This window comes from Variovorax sp. UC74_104, from assembly GCF_044055375.1.
In the GTDB taxonomy this organism is placed as follows: domain Bacteria; phylum Pseudomonadota; class Gammaproteobacteria; order Burkholderiales; family Burkholderiaceae_C; genus Variovorax.
In genome coordinates this window covers 3,143,139-3,163,006 of record NZ_CP171978.1, presented here as the reverse complement: position 1 = coordinate 3,163,006, position 19,868 = coordinate 3,143,139, and the positions used below count along the sequence as shown (strand labels likewise).

General features: G+C 68.5%; 15 protein-coding genes and 2 pseudogenes. 9 read left to right on the top strand and 8 right to left on the bottom strand.

Going from position 1 to position 19,868, the window contains the following annotated elements; genetic code table 11:
- Positions 1-10: 10 nt before the first annotated feature.
- The 5 genes and pseudogenes from ACHMXA_RS14700 to ACHMXA_RS14680 all read left to right on the top strand — a co-directional run bounded on the left by ACHMXA_RS14700 (position 11) and on the right by ACHMXA_RS14680 (position 4,725).
- Positions 11-719, top strand: a pseudogene (locus ACHMXA_RS14700) (GntR family transcriptional regulator).
- Positions 716-1,591: a phytanoyl-CoA dioxygenase family protein gene (locus ACHMXA_RS14695; RefSeq protein ID WP_176667396.1), complete on the top strand. Its 876-nt coding sequence runs from the start codon at positions 716-718 to the stop codon at positions 1,589-1,591. The pseudogene ACHMXA_RS14700 and the gene ACHMXA_RS14695 overlap by 4 nt, the downstream one beginning before the upstream one ends.
- A gap of 5 nt (positions 1,592-1,596) precedes the next feature.
- Positions 1,597-2,959: pseudogene (locus ACHMXA_RS14690) on the top strand (NAD(P)H-dependent oxidoreductase).
- A 168-nt stretch (positions 2,960-3,127) separates the two neighbouring features.
- On the top strand, positions 3,128-3,496 hold the full coding sequence (locus ACHMXA_RS14685) for a YciI family protein (protein WP_176667394.1): 369 nt from the start codon (positions 3,128-3,130) through the stop codon (positions 3,494-3,496).
- Entirely contained in the window at positions 3,493-4,725 is a 1,233-nt protein-coding gene (locus ACHMXA_RS14680) for an RNA polymerase sigma factor (RefSeq protein WP_176667393.1), read from the top strand. The genes ACHMXA_RS14685 and ACHMXA_RS14680 overlap by 4 nt, the downstream gene beginning before the upstream one ends.
- 65 nt (positions 4,726-4,790) lie before the next feature.
- On the opposite strand, the gene ACHMXA_RS14675 is transcribed toward ACHMXA_RS14680, so the two are convergent.
- Positions 4,791-6,236 carry a serine hydrolase gene (locus ACHMXA_RS14675; protein WP_176667392.1) on the bottom strand — a complete coding sequence of 482 codons (1,446 nt, stop codon included), beginning with the start codon at positions 6,234-6,236 and terminating at the stop codon, positions 4,791-4,793.
- Between the two features lie 70 nt (positions 6,237-6,306).
- Between ACHMXA_RS14675 and ACHMXA_RS14670 the strand changes: the two genes are divergently transcribed.
- The 3 genes from ACHMXA_RS14670 to ACHMXA_RS14660 all read left to right on the top strand — a co-directional run bounded on the left by ACHMXA_RS14670 (position 6,307) and on the right by ACHMXA_RS14660 (position 10,581).
- A complete protein-coding gene (locus ACHMXA_RS14670) occupies positions 6,307-8,898 on the top strand; it encodes an FtsX-like permease family protein (protein ID WP_176667391.1) in 2,592 nt (863 codons plus the stop codon).
- A 46-nt stretch (positions 8,899-8,944) separates the two neighbouring features.
- A complete protein-coding gene (locus tag ACHMXA_RS14665; RefSeq protein ID WP_176667390.1) occupies positions 8,945-10,021 on the top strand; it encodes a lipocalin-like domain-containing protein in 1,077 nt (358 codons plus the stop codon).
- A gap of 95 nt (positions 10,022-10,116) precedes the next feature.
- Complete coding sequence (locus tag ACHMXA_RS14660; protein ID WP_176667389.1) at positions 10,117-10,581, top strand: YXWGXW repeat-containing protein; 465 nt, start codon at positions 10,117-10,119, stop codon at positions 10,579-10,581.
- Positions 10,582-10,656: 75 nt separating this feature from the next.
- Here the strand turns inward: ACHMXA_RS14660 and ACHMXA_RS14655 are convergent, their stop codons facing one another.
- The 6 genes from ACHMXA_RS14655 to ACHMXA_RS14630 all read right to left on the bottom strand — a co-directional run bounded on the left by ACHMXA_RS14655 (position 10,657) and on the right by ACHMXA_RS14630 (position 16,655).
- Positions 10,657-11,643 carry a branched-chain amino acid ABC transporter permease gene (locus ACHMXA_RS14655; RefSeq protein ID WP_176667388.1) on the bottom strand — a complete coding sequence of 329 codons (987 nt, stop codon included), beginning with the start codon at positions 11,641-11,643 and terminating at the stop codon, positions 10,657-10,659.
- Positions 11,644-11,653: 10 nt separating this feature from the next.
- On the bottom strand, positions 11,654-12,529 hold the full coding sequence (locus ACHMXA_RS14650; protein ID WP_176667387.1) for a branched-chain amino acid ABC transporter permease: 876 nt from the start codon (positions 12,527-12,529) through the stop codon (positions 11,654-11,656).
- A 135-nt stretch (positions 12,530-12,664) separates the two neighbouring features.
- Positions 12,665-13,861, bottom strand: a complete 1,197-nt coding sequence (locus ACHMXA_RS14645; protein ID WP_395321130.1) for an ABC transporter substrate-binding protein — start codon at positions 13,859-13,861, stop codon at positions 12,665-12,667.
- 54 nt (positions 13,862-13,915) lie between these two features.
- The gene (locus ACHMXA_RS14640) at positions 13,916-15,112 is read right to left on the bottom strand and encodes an ABC transporter substrate-binding protein (RefSeq protein ID WP_176667385.1); all 1,197 of its coding nucleotides are present in this window, start codon (positions 15,110-15,112) and stop codon (positions 13,916-13,918) included.
- A 63-nt stretch (positions 15,113-15,175) separates the two neighbouring features.
- On the bottom strand, positions 15,176-15,883 hold the full coding sequence (locus ACHMXA_RS14635) for an ABC transporter ATP-binding protein (protein WP_019653369.1): 708 nt from the start codon (positions 15,881-15,883) through the stop codon (positions 15,176-15,178).
- Position 15,884: 1 nt separating this feature from the next.
- Complete coding sequence (locus ACHMXA_RS14630; RefSeq protein WP_176667384.1) at positions 15,885-16,655, bottom strand: ABC transporter ATP-binding protein; 771 nt, start codon at positions 16,653-16,655, stop codon at positions 15,885-15,887.
- Between the two features lie 290 nt (positions 16,656-16,945).
- On the opposite strand from ACHMXA_RS14630, the gene ACHMXA_RS14625 reads away from it, so the two are divergent.
- Positions 16,946-18,145 (top strand): AGE family epimerase/isomerase, encoded by a 1,200-nt coding sequence (locus ACHMXA_RS14625; RefSeq protein ID WP_176667383.1) that lies wholly within the window; start codon positions 16,946-16,948, stop codon positions 18,143-18,145.
- A 118-nt stretch (positions 18,146-18,263) separates the two neighbouring features.
- On the opposite strand, the gene ACHMXA_RS14620 is transcribed toward ACHMXA_RS14625, so the two are convergent.
- The gene (locus tag ACHMXA_RS14620) at positions 18,264-19,826 is read right to left on the bottom strand and encodes a DHA2 family efflux MFS transporter permease subunit (protein WP_176667382.1); all 1,563 of its coding nucleotides are present in this window, start codon (positions 19,824-19,826) and stop codon (positions 18,264-18,266) included.
- Positions 19,827-19,868 lie beyond the last annotated feature (42 nt).

Below are 19,868 nucleotides of genomic sequence, written 5' to 3'. Positions count from 1 at the left end.
GGAGACAACCATGCCCGCCCAGCTCGTCAGCATCGAGGTCGCGCCCGACCTCGTCGACCAGGTCTACCGCGCCCTGCTCGGCGCCATCAGCAGCGGCACGCTCGCACCCGGCGAGCGCATCACGCAGGAAGACATCGCGCAGCGCCTCTCGGTGTCGCGCCAGCCGGTGCTACAGGCGCTGCGCCTGCTGAAGAAGGACGGCTTCGTGCTCGACGCGCCCGGCCGCGGCGTGCTGGTGGCTCCATTGGAAGCGGAGGCGATGCGGAAGGTCTACCAGGTGCGCGGTGCGCTCGATGCCCTGGCCGCACGGCTGGCGGCGCGACAGCGCTTTCGCATCGACCCCAAGCTCATCGAGCGCGGCCGGCGCGCCGCGCGCGGGCGCAACGTGGAAGCCATGATCGATGCCGACGTGGCCTTCCACCAGGCCATCTACGAAGCGTCGGGCAATCCGCTGATCGCACAGAGCGCCGATCCGCACTGGCGCCACCTGCGCCGCGCGATGGGCGCGGTGCTGCAGGCCGAGCCGCAGCGCGAGACGCTGTGGGACGAGCACGAGGCCATCGCCGAAGCCATCGCGGCAGGCAACGCCGACCGCGCCGCGCGCCTGAGCGAGGAACACGTCTCGCGGGCCAGCGAGGCATTCGAGCGAGCGGCTGCTGGCACGTGCCGCATCCGCCGACACCGCCATCACCCCCAGGCAAAAAGGAGACAAGGCATGAAGCTCACCCCCGAGCAGCGCGCGCAGTTTGAGCGCGACGGCTATCTGTTCTTCCCCGGCCACTTCTCGGCCGAAGAAACCAAGGTGCTGACCGACGCGGTGCCCGATCTCTACGCGAAGCGCGAGGCCTTCAACGTGCGCGAGAAAGGCTCCGATGCCGTGCGCACGAACTTCGCCGCGCACCTCGTGAGCGAGCCCTTCGCACGGCTCGCGCGCCACCCGCGCATGGTCGAGCCGGTGGTCGATCTCTTCGGCGAGGAGGTCTACATGCACCAGTTCAAGATCAACGGGAAGATGGCCTTCGAAGGCGATGTGTGGCAGTGGCACCAGGACTACGGCACCTGGCTCAACGACGACCTGATGCCCACCGAGCGCGCGATGAACGTCGCGATCTTTCTCGACGACGTGAACGAGCACAACGGCCCGCTGATGTTCATCCCGGGCAGCCACCGCAAGGGCGTGGTCGACGCGAAGCACGACCTCACCACCACCAGCTACCCGCTGTGGACCGTCGACAACGACCTGATCCGCCAGCTGGTGGAGCGCGCCGGCGGCAGGCAGGGCGGCATCGTCTCGCCCAAGGGCCCGGCGGGCTCGATGATCCTGTTCCACAGCTGCCTGGTGCATGCCTCTGGCAGCAACCTCTCGCCCTTCAACCGCGTGGCGGTGTACCTGAGCCTGTGCGCCGTCAGCAACCACATCCGCCGCCACAAACGGCCCGAGTACATCGCGCACCGCGACTTCACGCCCATCGAGCTGCTGCCCGACGACTGCCTGCTGAATCCCTACCCGGTGGATGTGCCGTGGAAGAACGGCCTGCCCCAAAGCGCCCTGCGCACCTCGCCCGACGTGCTCGACACGGTGGAGGCCTGAACGACATGAGCCTCCACGCCCGCCTGCAGCAGCGCGCCGCCGAAGGCCGCCCCATCCGCATCGGCCTGATCGGCGCCGGCAAGTTCGGCTCGATGTACCTCGCGCAGATTCCCCGCACGCCCGGCGTGCAATTGGTGGCGATCGCCGACTTGTCGCCGGACGCGGCCCGCGTCAACCTCGAGCGCGTGGGCTGGGAGCCCGGCCGCGCCGCCGCCGCCTCGGTGCAGGAGGCGCTGAAGCAGGGCACCACCTGGATCACCGACGAGTGGCAGGCCGTGACGCGCGAGCCCTCCATCGACATCGTGGTCGAGTGCACCGGCAACCCCATCGCGGCGGTGGACCACTGTCTCGACGCCTTCGCGCACGGCAAGCACTTGGTGAACGTGACCGTGGAGGCAGACGCCTTCTGCGGCCCGCTGCTCGCGCGCAAGGCCCTGCAGGCCGGCGTGGTCTATTCGCTGGCCTTCGGCGACCAGCCCGCGCTGATCTGCGACCTGGTCGACTGGGCGCGCACCTGCGGCTTCCCGGTGGTGGCGGCCGGGCGCGGCCACAAGTGGCTGCCGCACTTCACCGAATCCACGCCGGAGACGGTGTGCGGGCAACTACGGCCTCACGCCCGAGCAGGCCAGGCGCGGCGGGCTCAACCCGAAGATGTTCAACAGCTTCCTCGACGGCTCCAAGCCTTCGATCGAAAGCTCGGCGGTGGCCAACGCCACCGGGCTCACGGTGCCCTCGGACGGCCTGCTCTACCCGCCCGCGAGCGTGGAGGACATTCCCTTCGTCACGCGGCCGAAGAGCGAAGGCGGCGTGCTGGAGCGCAAGGGCATGGTCGAGGTGATTTCCTCGCTCGAACCCGACGGTCGGAAGATCCCGTACGACATCCGCATGGGCGTGTGGGTCACGGTCGAGGCCGAGACCGACTACATCAAGAACTGCTTCGAGGAGTACAACGCCCACACCGACCCGAGCGGGCGCTACTTCACGCTCTATAAGCGCTGGCACCTGATCGGGCTCGAAGTCGGCATGTCGGTGGCCAGCGTGGCGCTGCGCGGCGAGCCCACCGGCGTGGCCACCTGCTGGAACGCCGACGTGGTCGCCACAGCCAAGCGCGACCTGGCCGCCGGCGAGATGCTCGACGGCGAAGGCGGCTACACCGTCTGGGGCAAGCTGCTGCCGGCCGAGCGCTCGCTGCGCCTGGGCGGCCTGCCACTGGGGCTGGCGCACAACGTCAGGCTGGTGCGCCCGGTGAAGAAGGGCCAGAGCCTGAGCTGGGCCGACGTGACCATCGACACCACCACTGCCGCCTACAGGCTGCGCAACGAGATGGAAACCCTGTTCGCCCCCTCGGCACGGGCAGAGGCCGCCTGAAGGCTGGCCGAGAACTTTCCGCTTCGGTGCAGGCACCGTTGCAGCGGGAGGCTTTCGCGTAAAAAATGTTCTGCTCGGCACGAAGCCCGTGTCGAAATGCTCGCCGGCTGGCCGTCATTGTGGTGAGCGATCCTGCTCAGCAAGCTTTTCCTTTGACGGAGAGACACCATGCAGTACATGTTGATGTTCTATCAGCCCGCGTCCGAATTCGAGCAACGCGAAGACGCATCCGCGCAGGCCTACCGGGCCAGCTGGGTCGCGTATGCCGACGCGGTGCGCCAGTCGGGCATCTCGCTCGGCGGCCACGGCCTCTTTCCGCCCATGACCGGCACCACGCTGCGCGTGCGCGGCGACCGGCGCCAGGTGCAGGACGGCCCTTTCGCCGACACCAAGGAGCAGCTCGGCGGCTACTTCGTGATCGACGTGCCCGACCTCGACGCCGCACTCGAATGGGCCGCGCGTGCGCCCTGCGCGACCAGTGGCGGGGTGGAGGTGCGGCCCGTCTTCGTGGCCACGGCACTGGCTGCTGCTGCATGAGCGATCCGGCGGTTCACAGGGCCGCCGAACGGGCGGCGCGCGAATCGTATGGCCGGCTGCTGGCCATTCTCTCGGCGCGCACCCATGACATCGCCGCATCGGAAGACGCCCTCGCAGACGCCTTCTCACGGGCGCTCGAGCGCTGGCCCTCCGACGGCATTCCCGACCAGCCCGATGCCTGGCTGCTGAGCGTGGCGCGGCACCGCAAGCTCGACGCCTGGCGCCACACCCGCGTGCAGGACCAGGCCACCCAGACCTTGCTGCTGCTCGCCGGCGAAGTCGACGACGCCGCCGATGGCAGCAGCGCCATTCCCGACGAGCGGCTGCGCCTGCTGTTCGTGTGCGCGCATCCGGCCATCGACGCGGCGGCGCGCGCGCCGCTCATGCTGCAGACCGTGCTCGGCCTCGACGCGGCGCGCATGGCCGGCGCCTTCCTCACCGCGCCTTCCACCCTCGGCCAGCGGCTGGTGCGCGCCAAGGCCCGCATCCGCGCGGCCGGCATTCCCTTCGAATACCCGCAGGCGCGCGACCTGCCGCAGCGGCTGCAGGATGTGCTCGACGGCATCTATGCCGCCTACGGCACCGGCTGGGACGACATCGACGGTGCCGACGCCCTGCCGCGCGGCCTCACCACCGAAGCCATCGACCTGTGCCGCATCCTCTGCAGCCTGATGCCCGCCGAGCCCGAGCCGCTGGGCCTGCTGGCGCTGATGCTCTTCTGCGAGGCCCGCATGCCCGCGCGCCGCAGCGACACCGGCGCCTACGTGCCGCTCGATCAGCAGGACCCGTTGCGCTGGAACCCCGACCTGCTCGCCGAGGCCGAGCTCTGCCTGCGCCGCGCGTCCGAAATGAAGTCGCTCGGCGCCTACCAGCTAGAAGCTGCGATCCAGTCGGCCCACTGCGAACGCCGCGTCGGCGCGCCGGTGCCGCCCGAAGCGCTGGTGTCACTCTACGAAGGACTGCTGGCACTGCGCAGCAGCATCGGCGCACAGGTCAGTCTCGCCTGCGCGCTCGCGAACGCGCGCGGTCCCGAGGTCGGCCTACGTGCGCTCGAAGCAATTCCCGCGCAGGACGTGGCGAACTATCAGCCGTACTGGGCGGCGCGCGCCCACCTGCTCGCAACCGGTGGCGCACGCTCCGCGGCGCGCCAGGCATTCGATCGCGCCATCGGGCTGAGCTCCAACGCGGCCGTGCGTGCGTACCTGCACGCGATGTCGGACCGGCTCTGAGGCTGCGCGACTTCAGCGGATTGCTTCGCGTCGAACGTGCGCGGGGGACGACGCCCTGAGTTCAGCTACTCCTGCTGTACGGCGGCCGCGTCGCTCACCCGGCGCGCATCGAGCTGGCTGCCCCCCTGCGCCAGCGACACCCCGATCACCGCGTTCGCCGCATCGCGCCTGAACATGACCTGCGCGCCGATGGCGGTCACGGCAAAGCGATCGGTGCCCGTGGGCGTGAGCGCGTTGTAGCCGCGCCCTGTCTCGCGCACCAGCAGCCGGCCGCTGCGCACGGTGAAGTTCAGCGACTGGGTGCGCGTCACGCGGTATTCGCCCCTGTATTCGTCGAGCCGCTTCGGATCGATGGGCACTTCCGCGGTCGGCACCGGATAGCGGCTCTTGCCGATGGCCAGCATCACCGTCTGCATCGGCGCGTGCGCATTGCTGCTGAGCACGACCAGCGCCTCGCCGGTGTCGGGCGCGAGCAGCCATAGCGTGCGGTAGCCCTGGGTGACGCCTGCGTGGTAGTAGGTGCGACGGCCGCCTTCGGGCCCGCGCACCATCACCGCATAGCCGATCTCTGCGCCCTCGTAGCGCGCCAGCGGCGTGAGCACGCGCGCGGCGGCCGGGCCCAGCGGCCCGCTGGCGCCCGCGAGGATGGCGCGGCTGAAGGTCATCATGTCGGCCGCCGTGGAACGCAGCGCGCTGGCCGGCGCGTAGGCCTGCATGTCGAACAGCGGCTGGCGGCGGTCGCCCGCGAAGGCCGGGGCCATGCGCGAGGCCTTGTCGCCCAGCGTGATGACGGTGTCATTCATGCCCAGCGGCTCGGTGATGCGCGCGCGCACCAGCTCGCCCCACGAGGTGTCGTAGTGCTCGGCGAGCAGCTGCCCGAGCAGCGCCATGCCGAAGTTGCTGTACGCGCCTTCGCAGGGCGGCGCCGCGGCCGTGAGCCTGATGCGCGCGAGCGCGGCCCAGAACATGGGCTTGTCGAAGGAGTGGAACTGCTCGACGAGCGGCGCGCCGCCGGTCACGCCATCGGCCATCACCGGCATGCAGCCGGTGTGCGTGACGAGCTGGCGCAGCGTGACCGAGGCCACCGCGGGCGAAAGGCCGTCGACCTTGCCGGCGAGCAGCTTGCCCACCGTGTCGTCCAGCTTCAGGTCGCCGCGCTGCACCGCCTGCGCGAGCAGCAGGCCGGTGAACACCTTGGTGACGGAGCCGATCTCGAACATCGGCTGCTCCGCGCTCCCCGATGCGATGGCGCGCGGGGCCGAAGGCGGCTCGGGGTTGTAGGCCGCGCCGTAGGCGGCCTGCCCGTTGCGCAGCGTGCCCACCACCAGCGTGCCGCGTTCCGCGCCGAGCGCGGCCCTGGCCAGGACGCCCGGGTCGCTCGCCAGCGTCAGGGGCTGTTGCTGCTGTTGCGGCGGCTGCAGCTGCGCGACGGCATTGCCGGCCAGCAAGGGGACGAGAAGCCAGCCCGCGAGCCAGGAGCGGTACGGCAAGGCATGGGGCATGAGCCGCATCGTCGGATTCCTCAGCGTTCGAAGAGCGCCATCGTGCCATGCCCCCGCGCGCCGCGACGACAATGGCCCGATGCGCGCATTGCTCGGCACCTTCTCCTGGCAGGAACTCCGCCACCATCCCTGGCGCAACGCGGCGGCCGTGCTGGCCGTGATGCTCGGCGTTGCGCTGGCCTTCTCCGTGCAGCTGATCAACGCCTCGGCGCTCGACGAATTCTCCAGCGCGGTGCGCTCGGTCAACGGCGAGCCCGATCTGGAAGTGCGCGCCGTGCAGGGCGGCTTCGACGAAGCGGTGTTCGCGCGGCTGGCCCGGCATCCGCAGGTGGCGCTCGCGAGCCCGGTGTTCGAGTTCCAGGGACTGGCGCTGGCCGGCGAGCGGCAGGTGCCGATCCGCGTGATCGGCATCGACGCACTGGTGCTGCCGACCATCGCCCCCGCGCTGATGCCGCAGGTGGCCGCGGGCGCCGACCGCTTCGCGCTCTTCGCGCCCGGCCGCGTGTTCCTCAACCTCGCGGCACGCGACGCGCTGGGACTGCCTGCGCAGGCACCCGGCGAAGGCGCCACGGAGACAGTGCAACTGCGCAGCGGCGACGCCTGGCACTCGCTCACGGTGGATGGCCACGTGGCTGCGGGCGGCAAGGCCCTGGCGGTGATGGACATCGCGGCGGCGCAGGAACTCTTCGGCCGCATCGGCCAGTTGAGCCGCATCGACCTGCGGCTCGCGCCCGGCACCGACCGGGCCGCCTTCATGGCCTCGCTGCAGAAGTCGCCCGACTGGCCCACGGGCGTGCAGTTCGCCGAGCCCGGCGATGCGGCGCAGCGCGTGAGCAACCTCTCGCGCGCCTACCGCGTGAACCTCACGGTGCTGGCGCTGGTAGCCCTGTTCACCGGCGCATTCCTGGTGTTCTCGGTGCTGGCCCTCAGCGTGGCCAAGCGGGCGCAGCAGTTCGCGCTGCTCGGCGTGCTCGGCCTCACGCCGCGCGAACGGCTGCGGCTGGTGCTGGCCGAGTCGCTGGTGCTGGGCCTGATCGGCAGCGTGGCCGGCCTCGCGCTGGGCACGGCGCTGGCGGCCTTCGCACTGCGCGTGCTGGGCGGTGACCTGGGCGGCGGGTATTTCGAGGGCGTGGCGCCCACGCTGCACTGGAGCGCCGGCGCTGCCCTGCTCTATGGCGGGCTCGGCGTGGTGGCCGCGCTGGTCGGCGGCTGGTGGCCCGCCCGCGCGGCGCAGGCGCTGCCCGAGGCGCAGACGCTCAAGGGCCTTGGCGCGGCGCCCACGCAGGGCAATGGCCACTGGCTCGCGCTGGGACTGATCGCCCTGGGCGCGGTGCTGGCCAGGCTGCCCGCCATCGGCGGCATTCCGGTGGCGGCCTATCTCTCGGTGGCTTGCCTGCTGGTGGGCGGCATCACCGCCCTGCCCTGGCTGATCGCGCTGGTGTACGACCGCGTCGCGCCGCTGTTCGCGCGGCGCGTGCTGCCGATGCTGGCGGTGGAGCGCGCGCGGCGCATGCGCGGCACGGCGGCCGTGGCCGTCAGCGGCGTGGTCGCGAGCCTGAGCCTTGCCGTCGCGCTCACGGTGATGGTCGCGAGCTTTCGCGATTCGGTGACGCAATGGCTCGACGTGGTGCTGCCTGCCGACCTGTACGTGCGCGCCACCTCGGGCGGCCGCGGCGGCAACAGCGGCGGCGCCAGCAGCACCGACACCGCGACCTTCTCCCCTGCCTTCGTGCAGTCGCTGGCGCAGTTGCCCGGCGTGGCGCGCACCGGCACGCTGCGCACGCAGTCGCTGCAGCTGGATGCGACGCGGCCCGCAGTGACGCTGATCGCGCGCAGCCTCGAAGGCGGCGCCGCGCAGTCGCTGCCGCTCGTGGGCAGCGCGCTTGCCGTGCCGGATGGACAAATCGGCATCTACGTGAGCGAGCCGATGGTGGAGCTCTACGGCGCGAAGCCGGGCACGACGTTCGCGCCGCTGTCGGGCGCGATGGGCAACGCCCGGGCGTCGTTCTTCGTGGCCGGCGTGTGGCGCGACTACGCGCGGCAGTTCGGCGCCATCACCATGGACGCACGCGACTACGAGCGCATCACCGGCGAGCGCAACGTGAGCGACGTCGCGCTGTGGCTCGCGCCCGGCGCATCGGAGGGTGCCGTCCAGGCCTCTGTGCACGAACTCGCCGCGCGCCAGGACGACGGCTCGGCCGGATCGGTGGAGATCGCCTCGGTGGGCCAGATCCGCACGACCTCGCTACGCATCTTCGACCGCAGCTTCGCCGTCACCTACTGGCTGCAGGCGGTGGCCATCGCCATCGGCCTGTTCGGCATCGCGGCCAGCTTCAGCGCGCAGGTGCTCGCGCGGCGCAAGGAGTTCGGGCTGCTCGCGCACCTGGGCTTCACGCGGCGGCAGGTGCTGGCGGTGGTGGCGGGCGAAGGCGCGGCATGGACCGCGATCGGCGCCGTGGCGGGGCTGGGCCTCGGCCTGGCCGTGTCGGTGGTGCTCGTGAAGGTGGTGAATCCGCAGAGCTTCCACTGGAGCATGGACTTGCTGGTGCCATGGGCGCGCCTGCTGGTGCTGTGCGGCGCGGTGGTGGCGGCAGGGACCATCACTGCCTGGCTGGCCGGCCGCGCCGCAGCAGGCAAGGATGTGGTGCTGGCTGTGAAGGAAGACTGGTAGGCCGATGACCGTATTCGTGCAAGGCCCGACTCTTGAACTGGAACCCATGCAGCAAGCACCTTTCTCCTTCTCCCTTTCGCGCCGAAGCCTGCTGCTCGCCGCGCTCGCGTCGGGCCCGCTGGCCGCGTGGGCATTGCCCGAACGCCGCCTGGAGTTCCCGCGCGATTTCGGCAGCCATCCCGACCTGCGCACCGAGTGGTGGTACATCACCGGCCATGCGAAGACGTCGGCCGGGCGCGAATTCGGCTACCAGCTCACCTTCTTCCGTTCGCGCGTCGAGGCCACGCAGGGCATGCGATCGGCCTTCGCGGCGAAGCATCTGGTGTTTGCACACGCGGCCGTCACCGACCTCCAAGGCCGCGTGCTGCTGCACGACCAGCGCATCGCGCGCGCGGGCTTCGGCGTGGCGGAGGCCTCGGTGGCCGACACCGACGTGCGCATCCGCGACTGGTCTCTGGCGCGCCAGAACGGCATCTATGTCGCACGCATTCCGGCGGGCGAGTTCGCACTCGATCTGCGCTTCACGCCCACGCAGCCGGTGCTGCTGCAGGGCAATGCCGGGCTCTCGCGCAAGGGGCCGGAAGAATCGCAGGCCAGCTACTACTACAGCGAGCCGCAGCTCAAGGCGCAGGGCAGGCTCACGCTCAAGGGACAGGCCCTGGACATCGCCGGCACCGCCTGGCTCGACCACGAATGGAGCGAGGCGCTGATGCACCCCGAGGCCGTGGGCTGGGACTGGATCGGCATGAACCTCGACGACGGCAGCGCCCTCACCGCCTTTCACCTTCGGCGCAGCGACGGCAGCGCGCTGTGGGCCGGCGGCTCGTTCCGGCCGCGCGATGACGCGGCGCGCATCTTCAGGAACGAGGAAGTGCGCTTCGGAGCCCTCGAGACCTGGAACAGCCCGCGCACGCAGGCGAAGTACCCGACCCGCTGGCGCGTACAGACGCCCGCCGGCAGCTTCGAGGTGCGCGCCCTGCTCGACGACCAGGAACTGGACAGCCGCGGCTCCACCGGCGGCGTGTACTGGGAGGGCGTGAGCGACCTGATCGATGCGCAGGGGCGTCGCGTCGGGCGCGGCTATCTCGAGATGACCGGCTACGCGGCGCCGCTGAAGCTGTAACTGTTGTCACCTCGGTCCGGGGCTGACAACCGAACACCGCCTACATGCGTTGGGAAAATTTCCCATAAATAATCAACCGACTCAGAGGAGCCCCCATGAAAACCCGAATCGCAATGCTGGCCGCGGCCGGCGCGCTCTCCATTCTCACGATCCCCCTTGCCGCCACCGCGCAGGTCTCCGTCAACATCAACGTGCCCGGGCTGGTGATGACGGCCCCACCCCCGCCGCGCTACGAGCCCCTGCCCCCGCCCCGCGGCGGCTTCGTCTGGGTGCCGGGCCGCTGGGTCTGGGACGGCCGGGCCTATGCATGGCATGCGGGCGGCTGGCAGCCGGCGCGCGCGGGCTACGTGTATGCACCGGGCCGCTGGATCGAGGACCGCGGCGGCTGGCGCTGGAACGACGGCGACTGGCGCCGCGAAGCCCGCCGTGAGGCACGCCGCGAGCGCGAGTGGGAAGAAGACCGCCGCCACGACCGCTACGAGCGCGATCACCGGCACGGCCACGATCGCGACCGCGGCGATTTCTGCCCGCCCGGCCAGGCCAAGAAGGGCAACTGCTGAGGCGCAGGCCTGCAGAGCCTCAAATGAAAAGGGAGCCGACGGGCTCCCTTTTTCTTTCTGCTTGTCCGCGCCTGCCTACTTCGCCCGTCGCCGGTCGATGAACGCGATGATCTCGCCCATGATCCCCTTGCGGAAGGCCAGCACGCAGATCACGAAGATCAGGCCCGTGACCATGGTCACCGACTCGCCCAGCGTGTTGAACCACTCCACCGTGGTGATGCGTGCGAGGAAGTTGCCGAGTTCGCCGATCTTGTTCTCCAGCAGCACCACCACCGCCGAGCCCACCAGCGGACCCGAGAGCGTGCCGAGGCCGCCCACCAGCGTCATCAGGATGACCTGGCCGGATGCCGTCCAGTGCACGTCCGACAGCGTGGCGAAACCGAGCACCAGCGTCTTGAGCGAGCCGGCCAGGCCCGACAGCGCCGCCGAGATCACGAAGGCCAGCAGCTTGAAGCGGCTCACGTCGTAGCCCAGCGACAGCGCGCGCGGCTCGTTCTCCTTGATGCCCTTGAGCACCTGGCCGAACGGCGAATGGATGGTGCGCACGATCAGCAGGAAGGCCGCGACGACGACGACCAGCGCGACGTAGTACATCGTGAGGTCGTTCGACAGGTCGATCACGCCGAAGAGCTTGCCGCGCGGCACGCCCTGCAGGCCGTCCTCGCCGCCGGTGAACTTGGCCTGCAGCGCGACGAAGAACATCATCTGCGCGAGCGCCAGCGTGATCATCGCGAAGTAGATGCCCTGGCGGCGGATGGCCAGCACGCCGAAGACCCAGCCGAGCAAGGCGCCGGTGAGCGTGCCCGCGATCAGGCCCAGCTCGGGCGTGAGGCCCCAGACCTTGATCGCGTGGCCCGCCACGTAGGCAGAACCGCCAAGGAAGGCCGCATGCCCGAAGGAAAGCAGCCCGGTAAAGCCCAGCAGCAGGTTGAACGCAGCCGCGAAGAGAGCGAAGCACATCAGCTTCATCACGAACACCGGATAGGCGCCGAAGAACGGGGCCAAGACGAGTGCGAGCAGCAGCAGCGCGTAGACGACGGTGGAGATTTTTTTCGTGTTCATGCCGCTCGCCTTATTTCTCTTTGCCGAACAGGCCGGCCGGACGGATGAGCAGCACGATGACCATGATCACGAACACGACAGTGGAGGATGCCTCCGGATAGAAAACCTTGGTGAGCCCTTCGATCACCCCGAGTCCGAGGCCCGTGAGGATGGCCCCCATGATCGAGCCCATGCCGCCGATCACGACCACGGCGAACACCACGATGATGAGGTTCTGCCCCATCAGCGGCGACACCTGGATGACCGGCGCGGCCAGCACGCCTGCGAAGGCGGCGAGCGCGCAACCGAAGGCGTAGGTCAGCGTGATCATCAGCGGCACGTTGACGCCGAAAGCTTCCACGAGCCGCGGATTCTCGGTGCCGGCGCGCAGGTAGGCGCCCAGGCGCGTCTTCTCGATCACGTACCAGGTGGCGAAGCACACCACCAGCGACGCCACCACCACCCAGGCGCGGTAGTTGGGCAGCACCATGAAGCCCAGGTCGGTGGCGCTCGACAGCGCGTCGGGTGCGTCGTAGGGCAGGCCCGAAACGCCGTAGACCGAGCGGAACACGCCCTCGATCAGCAGCGTGAGGCCCAGCGTGAGCAGCAGGCCGTAGAGGTGGTCGAGCTTGTAGATCCAGCGCAGCAGCAGCCGCTCGATGAGCACGCCGAAGATGCCGATGACGATGGGCGCCGCGATCAGCATCACCCAGTAGTTGACGCCGAGATACTCCATGGCCATCCACGTCAGGACGGCGCCGAGCATGAACAGCGCGCCGTGCGCGAAGTTGATGACGTTGAGCAGGCCGAAGATCACCGCCAGCCCGAGGCTCAGGATGGCGTAGAAGGAGCCGTTGACCAGCCCCAGGAGGAGCTGGCTCAACAGGGCGGGAAGGGAAATGTTCATAGAAAGTTCAGGACACCACTGGCCGTTTCTTCTTTTTCGCGGGGGCCGCCGCGCACGGCCGCCCGAAGCGGCCGGCCCGCCCCCCTTGCAAAGGGGGGTTGGCGAAGCGACACGCAGTGCGCGCAGCCTGGGGGGTTACTTCCATAACGCGCACTTGCTTTCGGCTTTGGTCGTGAAGACCTCTTCGCCCTTCAGCTTCTGGACCACCTTGTAGTAGTCCCAAGGCTGCTTCGACTCGGCCGGCGACTTCACCTGCACCAGGTACATGTCGTGCACGAAGCGGCCGTCGGCGCGGATGCTGCCCTTGGCATAGAAGTCGTCGATCGGGGTGGACTTGAGCGTCTCCATCACCTTGTCGGCATCGACCGTCTTGGCGGCCTGCACGGCCTTCAGGTAGGTCATGGTGGCCGAGTAGTCGGCGGCCTGGATGTCGGTGGGCATGCGCTTGGTCTTCTCGAAGAAGCGCTTGCCGAAGGCGCGCGTCTTGGCGTCGAGGTTCCAGTCCCAGCTGGTGGTCAGCAGCAGGCCCTCGGTGTTCTTCAGGCCCAGGCTGTGCACGTCGGTCACGAAGACCAGCAGGCCGACCATCTTCATGGTCTTGGAGATGCCGAATTCCTTCGCCGCCTTGATCGCGTTCTGCGTGTCGCCGCCCGCGTTCGCGAGCGCCAGCACCTGCGCCTTGGAGTTCTGCGCCTGCAGCAGGAACGAGGAGAAGTCGGAGGTGTTCAGCGGATGCTTCACGCTGCCGAGCACCGTGCCGCCCTTCTCCTTCACGACCTTGGTCGCGTCGGCTTCGAGGGCCTGGCCGAAGGCGTAGTCGGCCGTCAGGAAATACCAGCTCTTGTCGCCGCGCGCGATGACGGCGCTGCCCGTGCCCTTGGCCAGCGCGACGGTGTCGTAGGCGTAGTGCACGGTGTAGGGGCTGCACTGCTCGTTGGTGAGCGCCGAGCTGCCCGCGCCATTCACGATGAACACGCGCTTCTTCTCCTGCGCCACCTTGGCCATGGCCAGGCCGGTGCCCGAGCTGGTGCCGCCGAACAGCATCGTCAGGCCCTGCGTGTCGATCCACTCGCGCGCCTTGGAGGCGGCGATGTCGGCCTTGTTCTGGTGGTCGGCCTGCAGCAGCTCGATGGGCATGCCGTTGACCTTGCCGCCGAAGTCGTCGATGGCCATCTGGATCGCCAGCGCCCCGTTCTTGCCCTCCACGTCCGCGTAGAGGCTGGACATGTCGGTGATGAAGCCGATCTTGACCTTGTCCTGGGCCTGCGCCGCGCCGGCGGCCATCAGGCAGGTAGCAGCGAGGCAGGCAGAAGCAATGAGCGTGCGGTTCATGGAGTGATCCTCTTGGTTGGCTTCGGTGAAAAAGTCTGGCGCGGCTTCAGCCAGTTACTTCCAGAGCGCGCACTTGGTTTCGGCCTTCGTGGTGAAGACCTGGTCGCCCGGCAGCGTCTTGAGCACCTTCAGGTAGTCCCAGGGCTTCTTCGATTCGGCGGGCGACTTCACCTCGACCAGGTACATGTCGTGGATGAAGCTGCCGTCGGCGCGGATCTGGCCCTTGCCGTAGAAGTCGTCGATCTTCATGCTCTTGAGCTGCGCCATCACCTTGTCGGAGTCGGTGGTCTTGGCGGCGGCCACGGCCTTCAGGTAGGTCATGGTGGCCGAGTAGTCGGCGGCCTGCACGTCGGTGGGCATGCGCTTGGTCTTCTCGAAGAAGCGGTTGGCGAACTTGCGCGTCTCGTCGTTCAGGTCCCAGTACCAGCTGGTGGTGTGCAGCAGGCCTTCGGTGTTCTTCAGACCCAGGCTGTGGATGTCGCTCAGAAAGACCAGCAGGCCCGCCGTCTTCATCGTCTTGTTGATGCCGAATTCCTTGGCGGCCTTGATCGAGTTGATGGTGTCGCCGCCCGCGTTGGCCAGGCCCAGGATCTGCGCCTTGGAGTTCTGCGCCTGCAGCAGGAACGAGGAGAAGTCCGACGCGTTCAGCGGATGGCGCACTGCGCCCACCACCGTGCCGCCCTTTTCCTTCACCACCTTGGTGGTGTCGGCTTCGAGCGCGTGGCCGAAGGCGTAGTCGGCCGTCAGGAAGAACCAGCTCTTGCCGCCGCGGTCGACCACCGCCGCGCCGGTGCCCTTGGCCAGCGCCACGGTGTCGTAGGCGTAGTGGATGGTGTAGGGGCTGCACTGCTCGTTGGTGAGCACCGAGCTGCCGGCGCCGTTGTTGAAGTACACGCGCTTCTTCTCTTCGGCCACCTTTGCCGTGGCCAGCGCGGTGCCGGAGTTGGTGCCGCCGAAGATCATGGTCACACCGGCCGTGTCGACCCATTCGCGGGCCTTGGAGGCGGCGATGTCGGCCTTGTTCTGGTGGTCGGCCACCAGCAGCTCGATGGGCTGGCCCAGCGCCTTGCCGCCGAAGTCGTCGATGGCCATCTGGATGGCGGTGGCGCCGCCCTTGCCTTCGAGGTCGGCGTACAGGCTCGACAGGTCGGTGACGAAGCCGATCTTCACCTTCTCCTGCGCCTGCACGGCGCCCGCGCTCATGGCGAGGATGCCGATTGCGGTTGCGATGAGGCCGAGTTTCTTGTTCATGCTGTTGTCTCCTAGAGAAATCTTTGTGGGATGGAAGGACAGGTCTTGTGGACTTGATGCGTTTCAGACGCCCAGCAGCTCGGTGAGCACCGGCATCTTGGCTTCGAGTTCAGCCGCGCCGAACTTCTCGACGATGCGGCCGTGCTCCATCACGTAGAAGCGGTCGGCCAGCGGCGCGGCGAAACGGAAGTTCTGCTCCACCATCACGATGGTGTAGCCCTTGGCGCGCAGCGTGGTGATCATGCGGGCCAGCGCCTGCACGATGACCGGCGCGAGGCCTTCGGAAATCTCGTCGAGCAGCAGCAGCCTGGCGCCGGTGCGCAGGATGCGCGCCACGGCCAGCATCTGCTGCTCGCCGCCCGACAGGCGCGTGCCCTGGCTGTGGCGGCGCTCGGCGAGGTTGGGGAACATGGCGTAGATCTCTTCGACCGACATGCCCTTGCCCGCGCCCTTCAGTTCGGGCGGCAGCATCAGGTTCTCCTCGCACGAGAGGCTCGCGAAGATGCCGCGCTCCTCCGGGCAGTAGCCCACGCCGAGGTGCGCGATGCGATGCGTGGGCAGGCCGATGGTCTCGCGGCCGTTGATCTCGATGCTGCCCTTGCGCGCGCCCGTCAGGCCCATGATGGCGCGCAGCGTGGTGGTGCGGCCCGCGCCGTTGCGGCCCAGCAGCGTGACGACCTCGCCCGGCTGCACGACCATGTCGACGCCGTGCAGCACATGCGATTCGCCGTACCAGGCTTGCAGGCCTTTTATCTCCAATGCTGCCGTCATGTCAGTGGGCTCCTTGCAGCTGGCCTTCTGTCGTGCCCATGTAGGCCTCCATCACCTGCGGGTTCTTCGAGACCACGGCGTACGGCCCCTCGGCCAGTACCGCGCCGCGCTGCAGCACGGTGATGGTGTCGGCGATGGTCGAGACCACGCTCATGTTGTGCTCCACCATGAGGATGGTGCGGCCGGCCGACACGCGCTTGATGAGCTCGGCCACGCGGTGTACGTCTTCATGGCCCATGCCCTGCGTGGGCTCGTCGAGCAGCATGAGCTCAGGCTCCATCGCCAGCGTGGTGGCGATCTCCAGGGCGCGCTTGCGGCCATAGGGCAGGTTCACCGTCTGTTCGTCGGCGAGTTCCTCGAGGCCGACTTCGGCCAGCAGCTCGCGGGCCCTGGCATCCAGCGGCTTGAGCGACTTCTCGCTCTTCCAGAAGTGATACGAGGTGCCCAGGCGGCGCTGCAGGCCGAGGCGCACGTTCTCCAGCAGCGTGAGGTGCGGGAACACGGCCGATATCTGGAACGAGCGGATGATGCCGCGGCGCGCGATCTGCGCGGGGCGCTCGCGCGTGATGTCCTGGCCGTTGAAGAGGATCGTGCCGGTGGTGGGCTCGAGGAACTTGGTCAGCAGGTTGAAGCAGGTCGTCTTGCCCGCGCCGTTCGGGCCGATGAGCGCGTGGATGGAGCCGCGCACCACCGACAGGTCGACCTTGCTGACCGCTGTGAACCCCTTGAATTCCTTGGTGAGCTCGCGTGTTTCGAGGATGACGTCGCTCATCTCGCGAGGTCGCCCGTGTGCGTGGAAAGAATGTGCGTCATGCGGTCCATCTCAATGCGCCACCATCGAGCGCGGACCGATTGTTCGTGCGCGTCTCCCACTTGCATACTGGGGCAAATGCCTATGCTGCACTGCAACCATTCCGAGGCTTCGCCGGCTCCTTCCGCACGACTGTCATCTCGACGACAAAGGCGGCACGCGAACCGGCGAAGATGCCGCGCATCGAGCCCTCGCAGCACCCGCTTCGATTGGGCATGATCGCGCCCATCGCACCAACGACATCGCCGCACATGCCCGACTTCCGCTCTCCTGACTTCCTGGCCGACCACATCCAGCACACGCTGGCCTTCTACGAGGGCCGCAACCTCGACCCCAGCGGCGGCTTCTTCCACTTCTTCAAGGACGACGGCACGGTATACGACCGCCGCACCCGCCACCTGGTGAGCAGTACGCGCTTCGTGTTCAACCATGCGATGGCGTACCGGCGCTTCGGCAAGCCTGCCGACCTCGCGGCCGCGCGGCATGGCCTGGCCTTCATCGAACGTGCCCACAGGCAGCAGGATGGCGGCTATGCATGGCAGATCGACTGGCACGAACAGCGCGCCACGGTGCAGGACGGCACCAACCGCTGCTATGGGCTGGATTTCGTGCTGCTCGCGCACGCGCACGCGCTCATGGCCGGCATCGAGGAAGCGCATGCCGGGCTGGAGAACGCCTGGCGGCTGATGGAGGCGCATTTCTGGGAGCCGCGGCACCAGCTCTATGCCGACGAAGCCACCACGGACTGGCGCGTGGGCAGCTATCGCGGGCAGAACGCCAACATGCACGCCTGCGAGGCGCTGATGGCGGCCTTCGAGGCGACGCGGGAATCACGCTACATCGATCGCGCGCTGGCGGTGGCCGAGTCGGTGACCGGCCGGCTGGCCGCGCAGGCCGACGGCCTCGTCTGGGAGCACTACCGCGAGGACTGGTCGGTCGACTGGGACTACAACCGCGGCAACAAGACCGACATCTTCAAGCCCTGGGGCTTCCAGACCGGCCACCTGACGGAGTGGGCCAAGCTGCTGCTGCAGCTCGAAGGCCATCTCGCCACCCAGGACCACAAGGCCGAATGGGCGCTTCCGCGCGCACGCCACTTCTTCGATACCGCCATGCAACGCGGCTGGGACGCCGACCACGGCGGGCTGGTCTACGGCTTCGGCCCCGACGGCAAGGTGTGCGACGGCGGCAAGTACTTCTGGGTGCAGGCCGAGAGCTTCGCCGCCGCCGCCCTGCTCGCGCTGCGGACCGGGGAAGCCGGCTACTGGGACTGGTACGACAGCATCTGGGCCTACAGCTGGGAGCATTTCGTCGACCACAGGCACGGCGCCTGGTATCGCATCCTCACGCCGGCGAACGGGAAGATCAGCGACGAGAAGAGCCCGGCCGGCAAGACCGACTACCACACGATGGGCGCCTGCTACGACGTGCTGCGCGCACTGGGCGCCTGAAAACGTTCTGTCTTTTCGAGAACACCGCGGAACCGGCTCCGCCGGGCCGCAGGTGTTGCCCCCGGCGAGGGGGTTGGCGAAGCGACACGAAGTGCGCGAAGCCTGGGGGAGAACCCAATCAGTGCGCGCCCGCGGCGGCGTCTCCACCGGCTCCGCCCTTCTGGGGCTTTGCCAGCCACACCAGCGGGATCAGCAGCAGGAACAGGACCGCCGACGCATAGAAGATGTCGTTGGTCGCCAGCATGTACGACTGCTGGTCGACGAGGCGGTTGATCTGCCCCATCACCTGGTCGGTGCTGAAGCCATTGGCGTTGAGCCCGGCCATCGCGCTGGCGGCTGCGTTGTTGCCCTGGTTGACCGTCTCGGCCAGTTGGGCGTGGTGCAGCGTCGCGCGGTTGTCCCACAGCGTGGTGGTGATCGAGGTGCCCATCGCGCCCGCGGTGATCCGCAGGAAGTTCGACAGCCCCGACGCGGCCGGGATGCGGTCGGGCGTGAGGCCCGACAGCGTGATCGTCACCAGCGGGATGAAGAAGAACGCCATCGCGATGCCCTGGATGATCGTCGGGATGATGATCGTCACGAAGTCGGCCTGCGTGTTGAAGTTCGAGCGCATCCACAGCACCAGCGCGAACACCAGGAACGAGAAGGTCGCGTAGCGGCGCGGGTCGATCTTGGCCACGGTGAGGCCCACCACCGGCGAGAAGAAGATGGCCAGGAGCCCCACGGGCGCCATGATCATCCCCGCCTGCGTGGCGGTGTAGCCCATCCACTGCTGCAGCCACAGCGGCAGCAGCACCACGTTGCCGAAGAAGAGGCCGTAGGCCACTGCCGTCGCCACCGCGCCCGACCAGAAGTTGCGGCGCTTGAAGAGCGACAGGTCGACCACCGGGTGCTTGTCGGTCAGCTCCCAGACCAGGAAGAAGGCGAAGCCGACCACGGACACCACCGCCAGCGTGACGATCTGCGCGGAGTGGAACCAGTCGAGCTCCTTGCCCTTGTCGAGCATGAGCTGCAGCGAGCCCACCCACAGCACCAGCAGCGCGAGGCCGACGGCGTCGATGGGCACCTTGTGCGTGGCGCTCTCGCGCTTGTGGTACAGCGCCCAGGTGATGGCCGCCGCGACGATGCCCACCGGGATGTTGATGTAGAAGATCCACGGCCACGAGATGTTGTCGGTGATCCAGCCGCCCAGCAGCGGCCCCATCACCGGCGCGACCAGCGTGGTCATCGACCACATGGCCATCGCCAGGCCCGCCTTGGCGCGCGGATAGCTCGACAGCAGCAGCGCCTGCGACAGCGGGATCATCGGCCCCGCGACGAAGCCCTGAAGCGCGCGGAAGGCGATCAGCGTCGTCATGTTCGGCGCCAGGCCGCACAGCAGCGAGCTGATCATGAACAGGATCACGCTGGCCATGAACAGGCGCACCTGTCCGAAGCGCTGCGTCATGAAGCCGGTGAGCGGCACCGCGATGGCGTTGGCCACCGCGAAGCTGGTGATGACCCAGGTGCCCTGCGTGGTGCTCACGCCCAGGTCGCCCGAGATGGCAGGCAGCGACACGTTCGCGATCGACGAGTCGAGCACGTTCATGAAGGTTGCCGCAGAAAGCGCGACCGTGCCCCAGACGCGGGCTGCGCCCTCGAGCGGCGGATGCGCAACGTATGCAGGAGCAGCGGTGGCCATGGGGCGGGCTGTTTACCTGGACGGAAGAAAAGTCCGGACGAA